Genomic DNA, 21,165 nt, shown 5'->3' with positions numbered 1-21,165 from the left:
ATCATCAAACCTTGATGATGTAATTCACCACCAGAAACGGCTGCATGTTGTTATGCGGCTGATCACCGCCGGTCATCCTACTTTGTGCGGAATCCGGTTCTGTGTTTGCCGGTTTCGGGTGCACTTCATATCCACTCGAACCGATACCGGTCGCCATGTTCCGAATATCGTAAGCATGATCATGCTCGGGCATCTCATCAACGGTGAGTTGATGAGTTTCCTCCCCGTCAGCTACACCGATCACACGATCCGTCAGACCATCGCCCTGCCCGGCACCAATCGGTGTACGACCCCGCATATCGGGCAGCTTAAAACTGCCTGGTGCCTGCCCGGCGCCATAGGTCGTCCCGATAGTCGCGAACAGATCGGCATATTCACTTGCCAACAGTTCAGCACCATCGCACAGCATGAAACCGTCGGGCGCGGACGAACCAGCAAACGAAAGAACCGTCGCAACCGGCACGGCCCCACCAGAACCGCCACCGCCAAACAGGCTCTCAAGGGCCTGCAAAAGCTGTGTGTCATCGATCCGGTTTGGCACGATGTCCGCAGCCAGAACGACATTAAGAACTTCACTTTCAACAGGGCTCAAACACTGCATACGCATTCTCCATTTTAGGCACTAAAAAAAACCGGCGAGACCAACTCGCCGGGGTAAGGGAAGATGAAAAAGGTGTTTTAGTCTGACGTCTTACTGGCCAGAGGGTGCAGTCGGATAAAACGCCTTGATCGCATAGGTCATCGCCACGTTGCGTGGGCGGGTTTCTAAACCACCGGATACTTCAGTTGTTCTGCTCTTAGTCGTGTTCGGCACATCAACATTCCAAACGGACGGATCAGAGCCACCACCAACATTGATGTAAACAATGGGATCCACCAAAGTATGATCATGACTTTTAAACTCATCCGTCTGAGAAGACGCAAACACACGCCCCTCATCAACACCGCGACCATTATCAAAACCACGCACGAACTCACCGCGTAGGTCCGGCAGGGTGAAGGTCGAGACTTGGTCACCATCACCCCAAAGGGTACCAATGGTCGCAAACAGATCAGCATAGTCGGTGCGCGACACGGCCGACCCGTCACAGACAAGCCAGCCTTCTGGTGCGGTTGGCATGGCGAAGGCCGAGACGGTGCCGATTTCGCTGCCGATGATGACGGTATTGCCACCGCCCGAACCACCACCGGAAATCAGGGTGTTGATCGCCTGAAGCAGTTGGGTTTTATCCTCGCAATCGGGCCAGATGCCTGCACCCTGAATAACGTTCAAAACTTCGCAGTCCACCGGGGTTGAACCCTGCATGGGCAGTCTCCTTGATTGGTCAAAAGAAAACCCCGGCAACGGATGTTGTCGGGGGCAGAAAAAGACACCCGCCTTCGCGGGAATCTTGTGGGGTTGGAACATGGCGGCAAATGGCCGCCGATCAGTCCGTGTTGGCCGTGCCAATCGCGGTCATATCGCGGACATCGACACCGGCTGCGCCAGAGCTTGCCACAACGAACATGCCGCCTGACATTGTGGCGTCGCGGTTGGTGTTGGCGATGATGAAATCACCGGTGCGCAGCATGTCGCGGGCATCAACGAAATAGTTCGATGTATCAACATCGGTTGCCAGATCCGGGGTGATGTAGTGCCAAAGGGTAAAACCGTTGGCATAGGCCAGAACGCTTAGGTTCCGGGCCTTGAAACCTTCTGCCATGAGGGGCTCCTATGATTTTAAAGTGGGGATCAGAACGCCGCAAAAGCGGCTTATTCCTGCGCCTGCAAGCAGGTCACACCATCGCCGTCCACAAGCGTTGCGCCCTGTGACATGGAATTGTTGACAAAGTGGGCGGCGTGATCGCCGTGCCAGGTGATGTCGGACTGCACGTCCGATCCAATCGCATGGCCGATTGCGGTTCGGTGATACCAGAAGCACGACCGAATACCACTTGCCACCGGCAGGCCCGAATGGGGCATCCAAAGGGTGCCGAGCCAGCGTTTGGCCTGTGTGCCCTTCCACGGCAAATCATCATCGCCGACATAGTCCGAACGTGAAAACGCGTCGATCAAAAGCAGTTCCGACCATTGTTTCCAGCCAACAATCGCATAACGCTGCCCATCGTCGGGTACATCGCGGTCGCCAAGCCCCTCAAACGCCATCATCACCTTATCAAGCGTCATGCCGTCGGTATTATGGGGCAGGATATCGGGGGCCGTGGTCAGGGCATTGATGATCAGCTCGTCGGTTTTACGGCCCAGTGCATAGGCCCCGGCATTGGCCAGCACCATCTTTTCATCATGGTTGATTTTAAGTTCATCAAGCGCATCAACCCAGTCCCCGGCATAGTAGTCACGCAAATCACAGCGCACCGCTTCGTGATCGACATTCATCACCGGCACCTTGCCATGGCGGGCCTTGGTGGTGGCGGTGCCCTTGCCGACTTTCTGGAAAACCGTGGTCGCGCCCTTCACACTGTTTTTGACCCGCACCGTATTGCGCAGTTTTGATCCCATGCGTTGATAGGCCTGATGCACATCGGCCTGAAAGTGGTCGACAAAGCTTTGATCGATTGTATCGCTCATTGGTTTAATTCCCCTTTGGTTGATCCTGTGGTTGATCCTGTGACCTGACATTCAGGCACGTCATATTCCCACCGCGATCCGGTCATCTTTTGGTCAAGGTTTGGCTGTTATGTGCAATGGATGCCCCCGGACTTTTCGGGGGTATTTTGATCTGTCGGGTTTGAAGCAAACCGGATGTGTTTTCGGGCAGCTGCCCACCCCCTTGAATTTTGAGTTGGAGCTTGACGTTGCGCGGAAAACTGTTTGCCTTGATTGTCCTGATCGGGATCGGTACAGCTGCGTATTTCCTGCTGCCACTCACCCCGATCCCGGCCTATTTTGAAAATGTCACCCACCGGATCGGCCTGCTGTTTGGCAGCCAACCCGACGAACAGGAACCGCTTCCCGTCCGGCTTGAAAACAAGCTTGCCAAACTTGGGGTGAGCGCCGGGGTGCCCGTCGCGGTGCAAATCCTGACCGATAATGGTGCGGTCGCGCTTTGGGTGCATGATGCGGATCGTTTCCGCCCGCTTGAAATCTATCCGTTTTGCAGCGATGTCGTGCGCGACGGCGATCTTTCCGCCTATCACGGCGATTACCGCATCCTCGCAAAGGACATCGTTTTAAACCGTGACGGACATGCATCCGTGATGCTCAATCAGGCGGCTGATGGCCCCAAAACCGACCTGGCCCTTAATGGTGGCTGTGCGACCGAGCAGGGCATCCCGCTTGAAAGTGACGATCTGCGCGACATCATGCTGATGACCAATGCCGCCCTTCAAAACGGGCAGGCGTATATCCCGGTGTCGATCTATCCAACCGCCGCCGATCAACCCCTGCCCGACCTTAAGACCAGCGGACAAAAGCAAACCGACTAAGGCCGCCGCCTTAACCGCATCCTTCAGTCATGCAGGCGGGAAAATGCCGCCTGTACTTCGGCAACAATCACCGGATCGCGGTCCCGCCAATAGCGCGGATCGTTCATTTTGCGCTGAATATCAGACCGCATCCCTGCGGTTGGTTCGGATGTGTCGGCGCGCCCCAAACCGGCTTCTTTGCCCGCCGTCATCAACCGGTGCAGGGCCTTAACCCCGCTTGCGGTTTGGCACATGGCGTCAAAGGCGGCATCGGGCAGGTTTTCACGGCCCCATTTTTCGATTCTGGGCGCCAGGGATTTCCATGCCTGCGCGCCACCAAATTCCGCCACCAAGGCCGCCCGGTCACTGGCGCGCTGCCCGGCCTGCTGGACCTGTTCGACCATCGACGGAATGATTTCCCCGGCCAGATCATAGACAAGTTGTGCCTGTGCATTGTTAAACCCGGCCTTGTGCAGGCGTTCATTCAACGCCGCATCAACCCCGCCCAACCCCTCATCGACCGAGATCGCATAGTCATCGGGATTGTCGGGAATGATCGCCAGATTACTCTCGCCCCCCTCCGGCACGGTTGGGATCACATCAGGGGCCGGTGTTTGGTCCAGTCCGAAATCGACCAGAGGGCCGGTTTCTGGGTGTGTCTCTGTTGCGATTTCTGGTGTGGGTTCTGAATCTGTTTCCTGTGCCGGAATGGTTGTCATGCCGGTTCTCCGTTTATGAGGTTTGCGATAGATTGAGCTTGTGGGTCGAGGTTCCCGCCTTCGCGGGAATGACGTTCGTTCCATACCGCTATTTTAGGCATCGTCACTCCCCCGTTTCGCGTGATGCCAGCCGCATTATCTGCAACACCAATCCACGCTGCCCTTCGCGCATCCAAAGGGCGGCCTGCCCGACATCCGGGCCCAAGGATGACCGGACAAATTGTGTTTCAAGATCGCGCAAAACCTGTTGCCCGGCATCGCTGGCAAAGCAGGTGTGCCAGTGCGTGCCGGCATCGTTTTCTTTTGCGGCAGTGTCAGGGTCAAACCAATCCCAGCCGGTCATGATGTGCCCTCCAAAACCTCAGGCGGCAAATGGGGCCGCAAGACGTGCTCGGGCACGCCAAACTGATCGGCCAGCCAATGGACCATGGCGGGCACATCGACCTCCGCCATCGCATCGGGGCCAAGCCCTGCGATGCGCGATACCCAATCAAGCACCTGTGCGGCCTGAACCCGTTTTGGCAATTGTGCCAAGGGGGCTGCATGGCGCAGGATGACCACATCGCCATCAATCGGGATGTCAGGCAGCTCACCGCGTTTGGCCAGGATGTAAAGGGCGCGCGCGATCAGTGGATAGAGCAATTCGGCCTGTAACCGGCCATAGGTCGCACCGAGCAACCGCGCATTTTCCGAGGCACGCTCGAGCACCTCGGTCGCGGTCATGCCCGGTTGATCGACCTGCGCCAACCGGTCGGCCAGCAAGCAGCGCCGGATACGATCACGAAGGTCGCTTAAAACCAGATCAGATACATCAAACCGCCCCGGTGCATCCAATGGCGTTAACCCCGCCGATCCCACCGCCTTTGGAATGATGCTTCCCGGTACCAGTCGAATGGTGGCCGGATTAAGCACCCCGTCATCGTCGGCCTGCCAAATACCGGTGACCGCGATGGAGGCGTTTTTAAGCACCAGTTCGACCACCTTGTTGGCAGTTTTAATATCGGGCAGCGCCTTCATCACAGGCGACCTGCCATAAATCTCGCCCGGGGCCTTCATCCAGCGAAAGGCAACATAGGGCGACACATCAAAATGATCGCGAAACAGCACGTCATCACTGGCGGTGTGCGCACCATCCCCACCCCCATCGGCATAAAACACACAAAGGCCATAGCCACTGCGCTCCGGACCATGGGGCATGACCGCCTCAATCACCGTGTGGCGTTTTTGGCCTTGCGCCTCATCGTCCCCTTTGGCGATGGAGGACAGTTTGGCATCGGGCCAGGTGGCGAGAATGTCAGATCGGGTCAGGCTGAGTGTGCGAAACACCGCATCCATTTTGCCATCAACCCGTTCCTCAAACACCAGATCACCTAACGGCACGGCGGCAAAGCGAAAGGCCGACGGGCTTTTGAAATCATCACTTTCAAGCCGCAGGCAGGCCGTGCCCGCCGTCACCAGATCCAAAAAGGCCTGATGCATTTCAACGGCAAAATTGGACCGGTCAAAATGCCCCTGTAAAATCCGAACCGCGCGGCCGAGTTGTTCGGTTAAAACCGTCCTGTCCTCGCCCGCAACATTGCCGCCCGGCTCCAGATCAAACCAGCCACCGGCGGGCGGGGTGATTTCGGCCATCAAACTCGCGGCAAGCTGTTCGACCGCATCGGGTGCGGTTGCGTCAAACACCCGGTCCAACCGTTTGCCGCCACTGGTTTGCATGGCAGCCCCATTGCGTTGTGGCAGGGCAAACTCGTAACAGTCCTGCCAATGGGCCAGCCAGGTGCGCCGTTTGGCAACGGCGGCCTGATAACGTTGGCGCAAGACCGAAACCGAAAGGTCATTTTGCGGTGTGCTGCGATGGGGGCTGTTCGTCATGCCAGTATTCGCGCCCCGCTTTTCTGTCGCCTGTCCGGATGCCTGCCCCGATGCTCTGGTCGATGCCGACATGTCGCCACCTGCGTTCATTCCTGACTTGCGATAGGTTCGCTTTGTCTTTCTCGCCATGCCTTAATCCCCCAACAGATTTTTGCCGCCCGCCGCCCCGTTCACCGCACTGCTGATCCGGTCCGACAGCAATCCGCGGTGCCCGGTCGCAATCAGGCTGGCCCGGCCGTAACGCCGACGTTCCAGTGCTTCTTGACGGGCGGTGCGGGTTGCATCCTGCGCACTGTCAGCACTCTGCATTGGCGTTGATGCTTGGCTTGCCGATGGGGCATGTGTTGCGGTTGGTTTGGGTGTCGAGAACAAACTTCCCATCGGGGCCTCCTGAACCTAAGCGCGCCAAAACAAAAACGCCCGCAGGGCCAAAAGCCATGCGGGCGCAGGTGTGGTGTTGATTTGTCTGTTATGTCACATTAAAAAGAACAAATCAAGAACATTTTTCAGAAAAATGCACCTGACCTGATTTTTCCGTGCTTTCACTGCGTTTAACAAGGGTACGATAAAGCTGATGCGGGGTGACAATCCACACACCGCCAATGCCCAAAAGCCGCTTGATCATCTCGACACAGCTCATCGGGCCCAGCCGGATTTTGCGCGGCAATGATCGCGGGTAGTCGGCCCAAACGCAATGATGGCCAATCGCCCGGTAATAGGATGCCGGATCAAATAGCGGCGAATAACACCACGTCTCGCACCGGATGCGATGGCTTTGCGGATCAAGGCAAATCCATTCCCCGGCCCGCGCGCCCGACACCAGCACAAAGCAATGGCGAAAACCGGGTTTCAGGACGCGCAACAGCGGCTTTTCCGGCGCATTGCCAAACACCACCAGCACCGAAACCTCCCGACCTGATGCCGATTGATCGACCCAGTCGCGCGCCATCCCGCCAACGGTTTTTACGCTAACGGTGCCCTCAAAACCTACATCCCGCATGGTGATAAATCCCCGCTCATTTCGATCATGACATCTTCATTGTCAAAGGTTTCGGGCGGGCGCAACTCAACGATGTCACGCGCAATCAGTTCGGGTTCAAGGGCGGCCATGGTCGCACACCACAGATCATGCTTGGGCTGTTCGCGGAGGTCGCGCGGATCGGGCAATCGTTCGACCAGCCCGTAATATTCAATCACCTGCAAATGCCGGTCGGTCAAAGCCCCGCCCTGTTTAAGACGCATCACCGCGTTATAAACATCATCAGGATCGCACGGGCGCACCACCTCACCGGCATCGGCAATCACGCGCGCCCCTTCGATGCGGGCTGTTTGACAGCGCACAAACCAGAACCACGCCTGTTCGGCGCTGGCAAACGGCGTGATGGGCCGTTCTGACAGGGGTTTTGGAAAAAGTCTCTGTTCGGTCACGTCGCCCTCCTGCATGTTGAACTCATCCCCAACACCGGTAACGCGCCGCCCGGTCGGTTATGCCAAACCGGCGGCAAAAGGATGTGACTGACCGTTGGCGCATGGTTTTTCCATGCACCTTTGATGGCTGTTGATCAGTGATTTCCCCTTATCGTGACGGTATCGCAGGTCGGACCAATGCGCTGTGCGACGGCTGCGTGTGCAAGGCCGTTTGATGCCCGAACCCGATAAAATCACGGCTACTTCCGGATGCAATTCCGGTGTTGATGCACAAGCTATAATCCCCTTTTGTTCTTTTTGTAAAGGATTAATTTCCTATATCAACAAGCCGTGATCACATGCGCCAAACATCGACAGAGGCAGAATCCTGACAAATTCAAACATTGCCGGCTTTCTATGGAAAAATCCGGGCAAAACCATTATGTGTGCCTTTAAGGGAAAATTAGACTCATTGGGGACCTTAATGCGCCATCAAAACGTGATCCACTGTGGGGGGATCGCACTCTTTTCCGGACTGCTCGGCACCGTTGGATTCGGATCATTTTATTCAAGCAGCGCGCTGGCGGCTGGTGGCCCTGCCTGTTCGAGCTCATCAAGCAGCGGCAACGTCACAAGCGGATCGACCACTGCGACCCTTGTCCGCGGGTCAATGGCAACCACCGATACATACACGGTGAATTTGACGGGCAGTTACCTGGACAATTACCGCGTTTCGATTTTTGACCATGCGACAAGCGGCGAGCAAACGTTTCAGAGTGGTACCTTCCCCAATGGTGGCACCAAAACAGTGACCATATCGCCAACGGCGAACAGTTCCGATGCATCCCTGAGAATTGAATATGTCGATGCCAATTATGATGCGTCAGTAACCTGCACGTCTTCTGCGCAATCTGGCAGCGAAAACTCCTCGGAAACCACCACAAGTCAGGTTGTTTCGGCCGTTTCACGTAGCCAGACCACTGTGATCCAGCAAAACATCGGTGCACGCGTTTCGGCGGTCACGGGGTCCGTTGGCGGATCGGTCGGTGGCGGGGCTACTGGCGGGGCGACCGGCAGTAGCGGCGGTGCGACCGGAAGTGCAGGTGGTAGCGGCGCTGGTGGCGCTGGTGGCGCAGGCGGTGGGGAGCCATCCGATGGTACGAACTTCGCAAGTTTTGATGCGACAGATGACAGCAGCATCACCGACAGCCAGTACGCCCTGCGCCGTCTGGCGATGATTGGTGATTTCGACAGTTCGCAAGGATCGCTGAACATCCTTGGGCTTGGCCCGACCGATCAGGGCACCGTTGGCGGTGCGGGCGGCATTGATGGCCGCAGTGCGCTGGATACCTCATCGCCCTTTACCGTCTGGGGCCATGGGTCCTTTACCTCGGTCGATAACGATTATGTCAGCGGGTCTGCCGACAATCGGTATGACGGCGATGTCTGGGGCTATAATGTCGGGCTGGATTACAGTTTTTCCCCGGTTCTGACCGCGGGCATGTCGCTTGGCTATAACGACACAGACCTGACGACGAAGTTTAATTCGGGCACCTATGCCGAACAAGGCTGGGTCGTTTCGCCCTATGCCATTTACCGCCCAATCGACAACCTGAATGTGGTTGCCGAAGCAGGATTTGGTCAGGGGGATATCGATACCACCCGTGACAGCGGTGCGGTACAGGGCAATACGGAGTCCGAACTGTGGTACGCTGCCCTTCGCGGGTCTTATCGGACAACGCCAGTTTCAGAATTGCCGTTCTTTGCCGTCACACCGTCGGTTGGCCTGATCGCGGCGCGCAAAACCGTCGACAGCTACGCCGAAAGCGATGGCACCGCTGTCGCCACCACCCGGTCAAACACCCGTCAGATCAACCCGTCGGTCGAGGCATCCTATGACCTGTTTCCGACAGAAAGTCTGACCATCACGCCGTTTGCCGAAACCGGGGTGATCTATGATTTCACCGATGAAATCAACGATGATGCAACCGCATACAATATCGGGGGTGGTGTGCGTCTTTCTGATCGGGCCACCGGCCTGAACGCCGCACTTGAGGCCAACTATCTGGCCGGGCGGACCGATTACAATGAATACACCATCGGCGGCACGGTGACTTATGGCTTTGCTCTTTACGACAATGACGGGCGCAATCTGGGCATCGTCAAACCGTTCTTTGCCAGCAACCTGAATGAGTATGGCAACCAGCGCATCCGCACCGGTCTTGGCTTTGACAGTGGGCTTCTGACCAGTGAACTGGCCGTGAGCCACATGATGTCGGTTGCCAATGACGATGATGACACCGACACATCGTCGGTCGAACTCCGCATTTCGATGCCGTTCTAATCCGCTCTAATCCGCTATCGACGGCAAACGTGATCAAGAAAACCTGCCCTGACCTCAGGGCAGGTTTTCTTTGACCACAACTTCCATGGTCAGTTTGGCGACATCGGCGTTTGGGTCACTGCCATTGCGCAGATTGTCGAAAATGCGCAGGGCATTTTGAACAATCGCGCCGGGGCTTTGGGTGATCACAACATCCATGATGTCTTCGAGCAAAAAGCGTCGGGTATCGGGGGTCAGGCCATGACCGATGAAGATGATGTCGCGGCCCCGGCCACTTTCGCGCAGCGCACGCGCCACCCCGTCCGAGGAACCGCCAACGTTATAAATCCCGACCAGATCAGGATATTCTTCAAGCAGGGACATGGTGTGGTGGTAGTTTTCGCTGCGGTCATCGTGGCCTTCGCGGGCGGCCACCAGCGACATGCCGGGAAAGGCTTCTTCCATCAGGCTTAGAAAACCCATTTCGCGTTCTTCATGCGCACGGTAAGTGCGGCTGGCCGCGATCAGTGCCACGCGCCCACGATGGGGGTTCCCGGCGCGGTTTGGTCCCATGAACCGGCCCAGCATATAGCCCGCCGTTCGGCCCACGGCGCGGTTATCAAGCCCGACATAGGCGGCATGGGGCACGCCGGAAATATCGGACACCACCGTGATCATATGTTTACCGGCACCCTGCAATTCAGACACCGTTTCACGCACCAGCGGATGATCAATCGCCATGAAGGCAATGCCATCGGCCTTTTGTCCATGCTGGCGGAGGGCCTCGGACAGGAGTTGCGGGTTAAACCCGTCAATGAAAAAGCACCGTGCGCGAATGTTCTGGCCCGTGGTCGCCTCGGCCGCAGTTTTGATCCGGTCGCCCAAAAGCCGCAAATACGGATTGGTGCCCGATGGCAATAAAAACACCACCTGCATCGGTTTGGGCCGGAAGGTTTCGACCATGTCGGTTTCGGGCAAATAGCCAAGTTCGCCTGCGGCCTGCAACACGCGCTTTGCGGTGCGTTCACGCACACCGGGGCGCTTGTTTAACACGCGGTCGACCGTGGCGGGTGACACCCCGCACAGCTCGGCAATATCTTTGATGATCGGCCCGGTTGTTTTTGGCATTTTTATCCTTAAAACATCAAAACGCATCATTTAATGATGTTTGATGATGGATAAACTTTCACGTACCTTGAGATTATTCAAGCAAAAATAAAAACAACCCAACGCGGAAAACAGCTAAAAGCAATCATAGACCATCAGGGAGGAAACCATGGTCACTCACACCAAATTCCGGCACATCAAATTCCGGCATATCGTTGCCACCTTCGCCGCCGCCGTATCCTGCAATGCCATGGTGCTTGGCGCACAGGCCCAGGAAATTGAACTTAATTACGGCCACATGAATTCCCCGACCAGCATTGTCGGGCTTCAGGCCGACTGGCTGGCCGAAGAAGTCGCCAAAAACACCGACGGCAAGGTCAAGATCGACGTTTATCCGTCGTCCCAGCTTGGCAAGATTCAGGAACTGGCCGAAGGCGTTTCGATGGGGTCCATCGCACTTTCGCACAATACGGCGGGTGCCATCAGCTCGCTGTATGAAGATTTCGGCGTGCTTGATATCCCGTATCTGTACCGTGACTATGATCACCTGATGAATGTTGTCGATATTCATTCCCCGGTGATGGAAAAGCTTAATCAGGGCCTGATCGACAATACCGGCATGCGTGTGCTCTATGCGTTTTACTTTGGCACCCGTCAGTTGACCGCCGACCGTGCGATCAAAACCCCGGCCGATCTGGCCGGTGTTAAAATCCGCGCCATCCCGTCCCCGGTGTATCTGACCGCGGTTGAGGGCCTTGGTGCCGCACCAGTTCCCGTCGATTGGTCCGAAGTTCCGACCGCCCTTGCGACGGGCATTGTTCAGGGTCAGGAAAATCCGGTCAATGTTGCATTGGTCCATAAGCTTTATGATGTGCAGTCACACATGATGCTGACCGGGCATATTTCGGCCGCCGAGATCGTCGTGATCAACGAGGAAATCTGGCAGGGCTTCCCCGATGACGTTAAGGCAGGCATTGAAAAGGCGGCGGAAACCGTGCGTCACAAAGCATCGAAAATGATCCTTGATAGCGAGGCAGGCGATCTTGAGCAGCTTAAGGAAGCTGGCATGACGATCATTGGTCCGGATGACGGGCTTGATGTTGCGGCCTTCCGTGCAGGTGTAGAAAAGCTTGTGCATGAGCGCTTTGACGAAAAATACGCCACGTATTTCGAAGAAATCGCTGCTGTAAAATAATCGCACCAAAGGGCGGTTCCGGGGGATATTTTTCCGGGGGAGCCGCCCTTACCGTGACTTTCATTGCCCATCATTTCAGGTTTCGTCATGCCTTACAGGAACTCCCCGATCTATCGGGGGCTGGACCGTATCTGCCGGGTTTTAACCACCTTTTCCATGGTGATGCTGGCCTTGATGACGGTACTGGTCGTCGGTCAGGTGATCTTGCGCAATATGTATGATCTTGGTCTGCCGTGGGCGGACGAGCTATCGCGCATTGCCAATGTTGCGCTGGTGTTTTTCGCGGTTCCGGCCTTGATGCTGCATAACCGCCATATCGCGATTGACCTTCTGTACAGCGCCTTGCATGCGCGTGGGCAAGCGATTTTGCGCTTTGCCAATTATGCGCTGATCACGGGCTTTGCCGGTATCTTCCTGTTTTCACTTTATAAATTTTTAAGCCGCGCGGGCAAATTCACCACCCCGTCGCTGAGCATGCCAAATTACGCGGTTTATGCGCCGGTGGTGATTGCCATTGTCCTGTTGGCCATTGTCGCGCTGTACCGGCTGATTACACGCACCGAAACCGCCCCGGATTACGAAGGCGAAGACGGGGAGGCCGAAAGCGGCAATCCGATTGCCGATGCCATCGCCAAGGAAATGTCAGCGGGAATACTGGCTGAAGATACGTCCAAGGATTCCAAGAAATGATGAGTGCAACGCTTCTTATCCTGTTTCTGGCACTCATGATCATTCGCCTGCCGATTGCGGTGTGTCTTGGTCTGTCGTCCGCCACCGTGATGATCCTGTTTAACCTGCCAATGACGGTACTGGCCCAGCGCACGGTCAATGCCCTTGATTCCACCCCGCTTTTGGCGGTGCCGCTGTTTATCTTTGCCGCCAATCTTTTAAGCCTGTCGGGTGTGACCAATCATTTGTTTGAACTGGTGCGCATGATGGTTGGCTGGATCCGGGGCGGGACCGCACAGGTCAGCGTTCTGGTCAGCCTTATATTCTCCGGCGTATCAGGGGCGGCCTTGGCCGATATTGGCGCATTGGGCGCGGTTCAGATCAAGATGATGCGCAAACAGGGCTATTCCGCCGAGTTTGCATCGGGCATCACCATGGCGGCGGCGACCATTGGGCCGATTTTCCCGCCCAGCATTCCGATCATTATCTTTGCCTCGGTCGCCAATGTGTCGGCGGTCAAATTGCTGATTGCCGGGATTGTCCCCGCCGTTCTGATTACCCTCCTGTTGATGGCGCAGGTCGCGGTGATGGCCCGGATTTACAAGCTGCCACGCGATGAAGTGACATTTTCGATTGCCGCCTTTGCGCGCAAATTCGTCATTTCCCTGCCCGCCCTGGCCGCCCCGGTCCTTTTGATCGGCGGGTTGATCTCGGGCTATTTCGGGCCGACCGAAGTTGCCGGTGTCACCGTGGCCTATGCGCTTTTGATTGGTAAATTTGTTTATCGCCAGCTTGACCTTAAACGGGTGATTACGGCCGCGCGCGATACGGTCGATGCGACCGGCAGTGTGTTGTTCATTGTGTCGACCGCGGCCCTGTTTGCCTGGGTTCTGACCATGGACCGCCTGCCCGCCACCGCCAGCGAATTTTTGCTGGGACTTTCAAGCGATCCTTTGGTGTTGCTGTTGATTGTCAATGTGTTGTTGCTGGTGGTCGGCATGTTCCTGGAATCGATTGCCGCCATCCTGATCATCGCCCCGATCATAACGCCGGCAATGATGGCAGCGGGCGTTGATCCGCTGCAACTGGGTATCGTGTTTGTGCTTAACCTGATGATCGGGCTTCTGACCCCGCCTGTCGGCATGAGCCTTTATATGGTCAGCATCATCGCCAAGATGCCGCTGCACCGGGTAATCCGGGGCGGATTGCCCTTCCTTCTTCCCCTGTTTTTGTCGCTGCTCGCAGTGACCTGCATACCGGCGATCTCCGTCTGGTTGCCCAACCTTCTGGATTAAGTGAGGAAACATGAGCAGATTTCTCGGCGAAATTCGCCAGCTCGGTTACGTTGTGCCCGATATCGAAGCGGCCATGGACTATTGGGCCGAAACGATGGGTGTTGGCCCGTGGTATTATAACCCCAAGGTGCCGATCGAAGATTACCAGTATGACGGCAAATCCTATGACGTTCATAACTCGGTCGCCCTTGCCAATTCCGGCTATGTTCAGGTTGAACTGATCCAGACACGCAACGATGCGCCGTCAATGTATCGCGACTTCCAGAAGGCGGGAAACACCGGCCTGCAACATGTTGCCTATTGGACCGAAGATTTCGACAACGATCTGGCCCTGATGCAAAGCAAGGGCTTTACCGTCAAAATGAGCGGCAAGGTCGGGGACAATGGCCGGTTTGTCTATTTCGATAAGGAAATGCATCCGGGCACGGTGATTGAGCTGTCCGAAGTGGTCGGCCCCAAAGGCCGCCTGTTCAAATCCATTTATGAGGCGTCGATTGGCTGGAACGGCAAAGACCCGATCCGTCCATTCCCGTCGCTGTCGGAAATCTGAGCCATGGACCTGATTGAAGCCCGATATCTGATCGAAACACCGTTCGAGCCCGAAAAAATCGCCACCATCATTGCCGGTGAGCAAAGCAGCGGCACGTTTGTGCGCGTTGCCGGGGAAACCGACGAACTGCGCGAACGCTGTTCGGCGCGCGTTTTGTCGATCCGTGAACTCGCACCCGCCGATCATCCCAGCCTGCAAAGTGCCTATCTGACCGCACGCGGCATCAATGGGCCGTATCGGCGGGCCGAAGTTCGGGTGGGTTTTCCGGTCGATAATATCGGGCACAATCTGGCGACACTGGCGGCCACAGTTTCGGGCAACCTGTATGACTTGGGCGAGGTCACCGGGCTTAAGCTGATGGACATCAAACTGCCAAAGGCCTATCGCGATTTATATGATTATCCGGTTGCCGGGACCAAGGGCACACGCACCCGGATGAAGGTTCATGACCGGCCGTTCTTTGGCACGATCATTAAACCCAATGTCGGCATGCGCACCCATGACATTGCCGATCTGGTCGAACAGCTGTGCGAGGCCGGGGTTGATTTCATCAAGGATGACGAAGTCTGCGCCAATCCGGCATCCGCCCCGATCACGGACCGCATCCCGGCCATCATGGAACGGGTACGCCGCTATCGCGACCGCACCGGGCGCGATGTGATGATTGCCTTTAACATTACCGATGAAACCGATGCCATGCGCCGCCATGCTGATTTGATCGCCGAACACGGCGGATCATGCGCGATGGTCAGCATGAACTGGACCGGCTTGTCGGCCTTGCAAACTTTGCGTGGATCGACCGACCTTGTGCTGCACGGGCATCGTAACGGGTTTGGTGCGTTATCGCGCCATCCGCTGATCGGTATGGCGTTCCCGGCCTATCAGACGTTGTATCGTCTGACCGGCATGGATCATATGCATGTGCATGGCATGGGCGGTAAATTCTGTGACGAAGACAGCGAAGTACAGGCATCGGCCCAAATCTGCGCCCAGCCATTGGCACCCGAAAACGGCGATGAAGACCACGTTTTGCCGGTGTTTTCATCCGGGCAATGGGCCGGCACAGTTCCGGCCACTTTTGATGCGGTCGGATCGGCTGATTTCATGTTTTTGGCCGGGGGCGGCATTTTAGCCCACCCATCCGGGCCAAAAGCCGGGATCATGAGCCTGCGTCAGGCATGGGACGCCTGCGAGGCGGGCGTCAGCCTTGAAAAACATGCCACGGGCCATTCCGAACTGGCCGAGGCCCTGACATTCTATGGTGCGCGGGGCTAGACATCTCATGACCAAGATCGTTTTCTGTGCTGATGATTTCACCGGTGCTTCTGATACGCTGGCAACGCTGGCGCGGGCCGGACTTTCAACGCGCCTGTATTTGAACGCACCGGCACCATCAGACAGCACAAACGATCTGGATGCCATTGGTGTCGCAACGTCGCTTCGTGCCCTTACGGTCGATGACAGCGTTGCGACCATCGGCCCCCTTGCCGATGCACTGGCACGCACGGGTTGCGGTCTTTATCATTTCAAAGTCTGCTCAACATTTGACAGTAGCCCGGACATCGGCAACATCGCCGCCGCAGCGGATCGTTATGCGCATTCGGTCGGCACACGCTGGAAGGCGGTCATTGGCGGGCAGCCATCATTGCGGCGGTTCTGCCTGATGGGCAATTTGTTTGCCGGGGCGGGCAACGGGCATATTTACCGCATTGACCGTCATCCGGTGATGTCGGTGCACCCGGTAACCCCGATGCATGAAGCCAATCTGTGCCGCCACCTTGCCGCGCAAGGCTGGCCCAAGATCGGCCTGATTGATTTTACCACCATTCGCAAAGGCCGCGTTGCCCTGATCGATGAAATCCGCCGCCGTTTGGCCGCCGGGGAATGTGAAACGCTGTTTGATGTGACCGATGACAGCGATCTTCTGACCATCGGGGACGCCATCCGCGAGATTGCCAAAACAACCCCGACCCTGTGCGTTGGCGCCAGCAGTGTCGCACAGGCCCTGTTTCCATCCTTTGACCCGACATCGCAAAACGGGGCACAAGCATCACGTCGCGCGGGTCCGGTCTTTGCCTTTGCCGGAAGCCGGTCGTCCCATACCGCCGGGCAAGTCGAAAATGCCTGCACTTATGTCAAACGCAGCATCGCGCCCAAAGACCTGCTTGACCCCACCGGGGTCAAAGACCTTATTGGTGACAGCCTGACGACCCTGAACGCGGGCAAAAACCTTTTGGTGTCGCTTTCCGATGATCGCGATCATGACATTGGCAGTCACGCGTTGGCGCGTGCCAGTGCGGCCTTCATTGCCCAGATTTGTCAAAATACCGCCCTTGGGTTTTTGGCCATTGCCGGGGGCGATACATCAAGCCTTGCGGTGCAGGAGCTTGGCATCAACAGCCTGTCTTTTGCTGCTGACTTTGATGCCGGCGCCCCGGTCATCCGCGCACATGCTGACACGCCGTGTCTTGATGGCCTGCCCATGCTGCTTAAAGGCGGGCAGATGGGAAAACCCGACCTGTTTGATAACATCTCGTCCCTGCCGATTACCCCGAATAACGACTAAAACAATGCCCTGAACGGCGGGCATTATTTACGCTGTTCACAGGAATTAATTCCTTCCGTTTTGGGCGCACGGCCTGCTAGGATGGCACATGATCCGACATCAACAAATTTGGGCCGCCCTTGATCAGATTGCCACCGACCACGGGTTAACCCCGTCGGGATTGGCACGTCTGGCACAGCTTGACCCGACGACATTCAACCGGTCCAAACGCACCACCAATCAGGGCAAGTCGCGCTGGCCCTCGACCGAAAGCATTTCCAAGGTTTTATCGGTCACCGATGTCAGTTTTCGCGAGTTTTCCGAACTGGTGGATGGCAATGGGGCCGGGCGTATCCCGGTGATCGGATTTGCCCAGGCTGGCAATCGCGGGTATTTCGATGATGCGGGCTATCCGGTGGGTGGCGCATGGGAAGACATCACCTTTCCTGCCATGCATGATCCGACCGCCTATGGGCTGCGCATCGCAGGTGAATCGATGGCGCCAGTGTTTCGCGATGGTGATTTGATCATCGTCAGTCCGGCATCAAACATCCGCCCGCAGGACCGGGTTGTGGTCAAAACCACCGAGGGTGAAGTCATGGCCAAGGAACTGGTCCGCCGTGGCGCCCTTGGCGTGGAGCTTAAATCGCTCAACCCGACCTATGAGGACCGATTTATTGCCGCCCAAGACCTTGACTGGGTGGCACGCGTTTTATGGTGCAGCCAGTAATCGGGCAAGAAACCGATGCCCCGCGAAAATAATATTGCCTGCACGACGAATACATTATTCAAAAACGCCGTGCCGCCCCCTACATTAGGGTCTGAACCCTGATACCGGGAAAGGACGCTATTTGCCCGTGCAACGCCACCACATAATTCGCTTTCTGGCGATTGCCATCGCGTATTTCCTTGCCGGGAAAGCAGGTTTCCTTCTTCCGTATCATGACACAACCCAGTGGTTGATCTGGTTGCCGACGGGCATTGCCCTTGCGTCCCTGATCATGTGGGGTTGGCGGTATGTTCCTGCGGTATTTTGCGGGTCTATGCTGCTCACCCTGACAAGCGATTTTTCCCTTTTTACCGCGATCTTATTTGCAACAAGTACAACTTTTTCCACAGCCATCCCCGCCGCCCTTGTCGCCCGACTTTGTGGCACAAGCCCGTTATCATCGTTGCGCGGCCTGATTATTTTCCTGCTTCTTGGTGCGCTGGGGGCACCATTGATATCGGCGACAATCGGAAGTGGCGTTGCACTGATCACTGGCGTTACGGATGTGCAAAACCTTCGCACTGTCTGGGAAGGCTGGGTGCTTTCGGGCACGGTTGGAACCCTAGTTGGTACCCCACTGATCCTGCGCCTTTTCAACCATCCCTGGAAAAACCGTCGTCTTGGCTATTATCTTGAGCTGGCCTTCATTTCGATTGCCGCTGTGATCGTCAGTTCGTTCATCCAGATCACGCCAATCATGTCGCGGCCGGAATTCCTGTTTATTTTTGTCTCCCTGCCCTTTGTCATCTGGGCAGCAGTTCGGTTTGGCCTGCTTGGTGCCACGTTGATCAATGCCCTGATCATGATCAACGTCATTGTCTTTACGTCCCTTGGCACCGGCGGCTTTGTCAGCCAGAACTTAGATACCGGCCCTGACGAGACATACAATTACATCATTGCTGTCACCTTCGTGACCATTTTGCTGGCGGCAGGTCTTGAGAAGATGTCGTCGGTTACAACCCGCGCACGGGATGGCAAAATATCGCATGATATTCACCGTCTGCGCCGTAACTTGGCCGTCATCGTTGCCGTTTTCGGGTTTGGCATGTCGGCCGTTGCCGGTTGGTATACCTATGTCCAACTGACCGAGGCCGACAGTGCGCAAACCGAACAATATCGCCGTGCGTTTGAAGCGTCCCTTCGCGAAGAACTGGGCCGGGCAACCGACTCTCTGGTGGCGGTGCGTACCCTTTTTGATGTTCATGGCAACGTATCGTTTAATACCTTTGATGCCATGATTGCCCCATGGGTAAGCCGGCGGCCCGGCATTTTGGCCCTTGAATGGGCCCCCTTTGTCGAAGGGCGTGCTCGCAATCTGATCGAAGAAAACGCCCATCTGCGCGGCGTCGAAGATTTCGAAATTCGCCACCTTCAGGACGGGAAGCTCACCCGCTCGCCCTTGCGGGATGACGGGTATTTTCCAATTTTCTATGTCTTTCCGCGATCTGGAAATGAACAGGCAATCGGCTTTGATCTTGCCAGTGATCCGGTCCGCAAACGCGCACTTGAAACCGCCTTGCGCACCGGCAACATCACCCTGACCGAACCGCTTAACCTGTTTCGATCAGACTCGGCCGTTGTCACGTCTCTGGCCTTGCTTGGTGTGCAGAACCGGCGTGACAAAGGGGGCCCGCCCCTTGGTGTTGCGATTGGTGTATTGCGCCTGACCAATATGATTACCCGGGCGGCACGGGTTGCGCGTTTGCCATCAAACTACGAACTGCATCTGGCTGATTTTGAAGCCGATGAGGGCAAACGGGTCATCTATTCAAACCGTAAGTCCGAGTACGCTGCTAAACACCTTGCCGATGAACGCGCCATTCCGTTCAATCCGAACATCTCGAACTTCACATTTGGCTATCGTGACTGGACCATCAACCTGCATCAGGAAAATGCACAATATGCCGGTCTTATGTATTGGCAACCGTGGGCCATTTTCATTTTTGGCGCGACGGTATCCATCCTTCTGACGATCTATTTGCGGTCCCTGACCCGAACAGAACGCCAGATTGTCGATCTGGTTTCGCTGCGCACCCGGGAACTTGAAGACGCGCGCGAAGAAGCTGAAAGTGCCATGAATCAGGCACAGCAGGCCGATAAGGCAAAATCGGAATTCATTGCCCATATGAGCCACGAATTCCGATCGCCGATGACCTCGATCCTTGGCTATACGCAGTTGGCGTCCGACAGCCTTGGCAATGATCCGGCACAGGACACCCTGCGCGGGTATCTTGCGACGATCCGTGGCGCCGGACGGCATGTGTTGTCGCTGATTGGCGATATTCTTGACATTTCCAAGATCGAAGCCGGGAAACTCATACTTGAAGAAGTGCCGTTTGATCTGCATCGGATCTGCGAGGAAGTATCGTCGATGATGCTGGTCCCGGCGCGCGCGCAGAAAAACAAACTGCATCTGAATGTTGCCCCCGATATGCCACGCTGGGTGGTTGGCGATCCGGTACGCCTTAAACAGGTGCTGACCAACTTTGTGTCCAATGCGGTGAAATTCACCAAGTTTGGCAACGTCACGATTGATGTGTCTCCCTTGGCGGTTACCGACGATACTTTGTCGATGCGCATTGCGGTGCGCGATGATGGTATTGGCATCGCGCAAAACAAACTGGATTCCATTTTCGAAGCCTTTGCACAGGCCGACACATCAACCACCCGGCGCTATGGCGGAACCGGGCTTGGCCTTGCGATCTGTCAGAAGATCATTCAGGCGATGGGCGGTGCGATCACCGTCGAAAGCAAGGAGGGCGACGGCAGCACATTCTGGTTTGACTTGACACTGCCACGCAGCAGCGAAGGTGCGGCATCTGAAAACACCGATGCCCAAAATGTCGAAAACGCGTTCGCCGAAGAACCACGCGCGCGGGGCTGGAACCTGCTTCTGGTCGAGGACATCGAAATCAACCGTATCCTTGCGCAAAAACTGCTTGAACTGCAGGGCCACACAGTTACCACCGCCGCCGACGGACAGATCGCGCTTGATATTCTTGCCGCCGAAGATTTCGATGCGGTGTTGATGGATGTGCATATGCCCGTCCTTGACGGCATTGAGGCCACCCGTTTTGTTCGTCAGCTTGAAGACCCGGTCAAGGCCACCATCCCTGTTTTGGCGCTGACGGCGGATATTTCAAATGACAATCTCGCGGCCTTCCGCGAGGCCGGATTTGATGCCCATTGCACCAAACCGCTCGACATCAAAACCATCAATAGCGAGCTTTCCCGCCTTGAACACCGGATGCTTGAAGAACGGCGCGCATTACAAAAAAAGGCGGGCGAATAGCCCACCTTTTTGATCGT

The 21,165-nt window shown here is 56.3% G+C and carries 21 protein-coding genes; 10 read left to right on the top strand and 11 right to left on the bottom strand.

The annotated features are described in order from the left end of the window. Window positions 1-4: 4 nt before the first annotated feature. From COO92_RS11770 to COO92_RS11755, 4 genes are all read right to left on the bottom strand, one after another. A complete protein-coding gene (locus tag COO92_RS11770; RefSeq protein ID WP_165792335.1) occupies window positions 5-601 on the bottom strand; it encodes a phage tail protein in 597 nt (198 codons plus the stop codon). A 90-nt stretch (window positions 602-691) separates the two neighbouring features. Next, window positions 692-1,306, bottom strand: a complete 615-nt coding sequence (locus COO92_RS11765; protein ID WP_101302303.1) for a tail fiber protein — start codon at window positions 1,304-1,306, stop codon at window positions 692-694. 121 nt (window positions 1,307-1,427) lie between these two features. Beyond that, entirely contained in the window at window positions 1,428-1,703 is a 276-nt protein-coding gene (locus tag COO92_RS11760; protein ID WP_101302301.1) for a hypothetical protein, read from the bottom strand. A 50-nt stretch (window positions 1,704-1,753) separates the two neighbouring features. Further along, window positions 1,754-2,569: a phage capsid protein gene (locus tag COO92_RS11755; protein WP_101302299.1), complete on the bottom strand. Its 816-nt coding sequence runs from the start codon at window positions 2,567-2,569 to the stop codon at window positions 1,754-1,756. 227 nt (window positions 2,570-2,796) lie between these two features. On the opposite strand from COO92_RS11755, the gene COO92_RS11750 reads away from it, so the two are divergent. After that, window positions 2,797-3,426, top strand: a complete 630-nt coding sequence (locus COO92_RS11750; protein WP_101302297.1) for a hypothetical protein — start codon at window positions 2,797-2,799, stop codon at window positions 3,424-3,426. A 23-nt stretch (window positions 3,427-3,449) separates the two neighbouring features. Here COO92_RS11750 and COO92_RS11745 read toward each other — a convergent pair whose 3' ends face one another. The 6 genes from COO92_RS11745 to COO92_RS11720 all read right to left on the bottom strand — a co-directional run bounded on the left by COO92_RS11745 (window position 3,450) and on the right by COO92_RS11720 (window position 7,424). Beyond that, a complete protein-coding gene (locus COO92_RS11745; protein WP_101302295.1) occupies window positions 3,450-4,124 on the bottom strand; it encodes a capsid assembly protein in 675 nt (224 codons plus the stop codon). A 103-nt stretch (window positions 4,125-4,227) separates the two neighbouring features. Beyond that, complete coding sequence (locus tag COO92_RS11740) at window positions 4,228-4,467, bottom strand: Bbp19 family protein (RefSeq protein ID WP_101302293.1); 240 nt, start codon at window positions 4,465-4,467, stop codon at window positions 4,228-4,230. Continuing rightward, window positions 4,464-6,125, bottom strand: a complete 1,662-nt coding sequence (locus tag COO92_RS11735; RefSeq protein ID WP_240626412.1) for a portal protein — start codon at window positions 6,123-6,125, stop codon at window positions 4,464-4,466. The genes COO92_RS11740 and COO92_RS11735 overlap by 4 nt, the downstream gene beginning before the upstream one ends. Before the next feature lie 3 nt (window positions 6,126-6,128). Further along, complete coding sequence (locus COO92_RS11730; protein WP_101302291.1) at window positions 6,129-6,377, bottom strand: hypothetical protein; 249 nt, start codon at window positions 6,375-6,377, stop codon at window positions 6,129-6,131. A gap of 112 nt (window positions 6,378-6,489) precedes the next feature. Beyond that, window positions 6,490-6,996, bottom strand: a complete 507-nt coding sequence (locus COO92_RS11725; protein WP_101302289.1) for a hypothetical protein — start codon at window positions 6,994-6,996, stop codon at window positions 6,490-6,492. Further along, entirely contained in the window at window positions 6,984-7,424 is a 441-nt protein-coding gene (locus tag COO92_RS11720) for a hypothetical protein (RefSeq protein ID WP_028791508.1), read from the bottom strand. Before COO92_RS11720 ends, COO92_RS11725 begins: the two co-directional genes overlap by 13 nt. Before the next feature lie 463 nt (window positions 7,425-7,887). Between COO92_RS11720 and COO92_RS11715 the strand changes: the two genes are divergently transcribed. After that, window positions 7,888-9,747: an autotransporter outer membrane beta-barrel domain-containing protein gene (locus COO92_RS11715; RefSeq protein ID WP_101302287.1), complete on the top strand. Its 1,860-nt coding sequence runs from the start codon at window positions 7,888-7,890 to the stop codon at window positions 9,745-9,747. A 54-nt stretch (window positions 9,748-9,801) separates the two neighbouring features. Here COO92_RS11715 and COO92_RS11710 read toward each other — a convergent pair whose 3' ends face one another. After that, on the bottom strand, window positions 9,802-10,854 hold the full coding sequence (locus COO92_RS11710; RefSeq protein ID WP_101302285.1) for a LacI family DNA-binding transcriptional regulator: 1,053 nt from the start codon (window positions 10,852-10,854) through the stop codon (window positions 9,802-9,804). A gap of 148 nt (window positions 10,855-11,002) precedes the next feature. Between COO92_RS11710 and COO92_RS11705 the strand changes: the two genes are divergently transcribed. The 8 genes from COO92_RS11705 to COO92_RS11670 all read left to right on the top strand — a co-directional run bounded on the left by COO92_RS11705 (window position 11,003) and on the right by COO92_RS11670 (window position 21,148). Beyond that, window positions 11,003-12,028, top strand: a complete 1,026-nt coding sequence (locus COO92_RS11705) for a TRAP transporter substrate-binding protein (RefSeq protein ID WP_206186400.1) — start codon at window positions 11,003-11,005, stop codon at window positions 12,026-12,028. 87 nt (window positions 12,029-12,115) lie between these two features. Continuing rightward, window positions 12,116-12,718: a TRAP transporter small permease gene (locus tag COO92_RS11700; protein WP_101302283.1), complete on the top strand. Its 603-nt coding sequence runs from the start codon at window positions 12,116-12,118 to the stop codon at window positions 12,716-12,718. Beyond that, window positions 12,715-13,992, top strand: a complete 1,278-nt coding sequence (locus COO92_RS11695) for a TRAP transporter large permease (RefSeq protein ID WP_022732063.1) — start codon at window positions 12,715-12,717, stop codon at window positions 13,990-13,992. The genes COO92_RS11700 and COO92_RS11695 overlap by 4 nt, the downstream gene beginning before the upstream one ends. Window positions 13,993-14,002: 10 nt before the next feature. Then, the gene (locus COO92_RS11690; protein WP_101302282.1) at window positions 14,003-14,542 is read left to right on the top strand and encodes a VOC family protein; all 540 of its coding nucleotides are present in this window, start codon (window positions 14,003-14,005) and stop codon (window positions 14,540-14,542) included. A gap of 3 nt (window positions 14,543-14,545) precedes the next feature. Next, complete coding sequence (locus COO92_RS11685; protein ID WP_101302280.1) at window positions 14,546-15,817, top strand: ribulose-bisphosphate carboxylase large subunit family protein; 1,272 nt, start codon at window positions 14,546-14,548, stop codon at window positions 15,815-15,817. Window positions 15,818-15,824: 7 nt separating this feature from the next. Next, a complete protein-coding gene (locus tag COO92_RS11680) occupies window positions 15,825-17,108 on the top strand; it encodes a four-carbon acid sugar kinase family protein (protein ID WP_165792334.1) in 1,284 nt (427 codons plus the stop codon). Window positions 17,109-17,196: 88 nt separating this feature from the next. After that, window positions 17,197-17,817: a S24 family peptidase gene (locus tag COO92_RS11675; RefSeq protein WP_101302277.1), complete on the top strand. Its 621-nt coding sequence runs from the start codon at window positions 17,197-17,199 to the stop codon at window positions 17,815-17,817. Window positions 17,818-17,944: 127 nt separating this feature from the next. Next, window positions 17,945-21,148, top strand: coding sequence for an MASE1 domain-containing protein (locus COO92_RS11670; protein ID WP_240626411.1), 3,204 nt, complete (start codon window positions 17,945-17,947; stop codon window positions 21,146-21,148). The last annotated feature ends 17 nt before the right edge of the window (window positions 21,149-21,165 follow it).

This window comes from Thalassospira lohafexi (assembly GCF_002844275.1).
GTDB lineage: Bacteria > Pseudomonadota > Alphaproteobacteria > Rhodospirillales > Thalassospiraceae > Thalassospira > Thalassospira lohafexi.
This window is presented reverse-complemented; position numbering and strand designations above follow the sequence as displayed.

Coding starts and splice junctions, on each gene's coding strand:
- COO92_RS11770 (WP_165792335.1), bottom strand. CDS start 601: ATGCAGTGTTTGAGCCCTGTTGAAAGTGAAGTTCTTAATGTCGTTCTG.
- COO92_RS11765 (WP_101302303.1), bottom strand. CDS start 1,306: ATGCAGGGTTCAACCCCGGTGGACTGCGAAGTTTTGAACGTTATTCAG.
- COO92_RS11760 (WP_101302301.1), bottom strand. CDS start 1,703: ATGGCAGAAGGTTTCAAGGCCCGGAACCTAAGCGTTCTGGCCTATGCC.
- COO92_RS11755 (WP_101302299.1), bottom strand. CDS start 2,569: ATGAGCGATACAATCGATCAAAGCTTTGTCGACCACTTTCAGGCCGAT.
- COO92_RS11745 (WP_101302295.1), bottom strand. CDS start 4,124: ATGACAACCATTCCGGCACAGGAAACAGATTCAGAACCCACACCAGAA.
- COO92_RS11740 (WP_101302293.1), bottom strand. CDS start 4,467: ATGACCGGCTGGGATTGGTTTGACCCTGACACTGCCGCAAAAGAAAAC.
- COO92_RS11735 (WP_240626412.1), bottom strand. CDS start 6,125: ATGGCGAGAAAGACAAAGCGAACCTATCGCAAGTCAGGAATGAACGCA.
- COO92_RS11730 (WP_101302291.1), bottom strand. CDS start 6,377: ATGGGAAGTTTGTTCTCGACACCCAAACCAACCGCAACACATGCCCCA.
- COO92_RS11725 (WP_101302289.1), bottom strand. CDS start 6,996: ATGCGGGATGTAGGTTTTGAGGGCACCGTTAGCGTAAAAACCGTTGGC.
- COO92_RS11715 (WP_101302287.1), top strand. CDS start 7,888: ATGCGCCATCAAAACGTGATCCACTGTGGGGGGATCGCACTCTTTTCC.
- COO92_RS11710 (WP_101302285.1), bottom strand. CDS start 10,854: ATGCCAAAAACAACCGGGCCGATCATCAAAGATATTGCCGAGCTGTGC.
- COO92_RS11705 (WP_206186400.1), top strand. CDS start 11,003: ATGGTCACTCACACCAAATTCCGGCACATCAAATTCCGGCATATCGTT.
- COO92_RS11700 (WP_101302283.1), top strand. CDS start 12,116: ATGCCTTACAGGAACTCCCCGATCTATCGGGGGCTGGACCGTATCTGC.
- COO92_RS11695 (WP_022732063.1), top strand. CDS start 12,715: ATGATGAGTGCAACGCTTCTTATCCTGTTTCTGGCACTCATGATCATT.
- COO92_RS11690 (WP_101302282.1), top strand. CDS start 14,003: ATGAGCAGATTTCTCGGCGAAATTCGCCAGCTCGGTTACGTTGTGCCC.
- COO92_RS11685 (WP_101302280.1), top strand. CDS start 14,546: ATGGACCTGATTGAAGCCCGATATCTGATCGAAACACCGTTCGAGCCC.
- COO92_RS11680 (WP_165792334.1), top strand. CDS start 15,825: ATGACCAAGATCGTTTTCTGTGCTGATGATTTCACCGGTGCTTCTGAT.
- COO92_RS11675 (WP_101302277.1), top strand. CDS start 17,197: ATGATCCGACATCAACAAATTTGGGCCGCCCTTGATCAGATTGCCACC.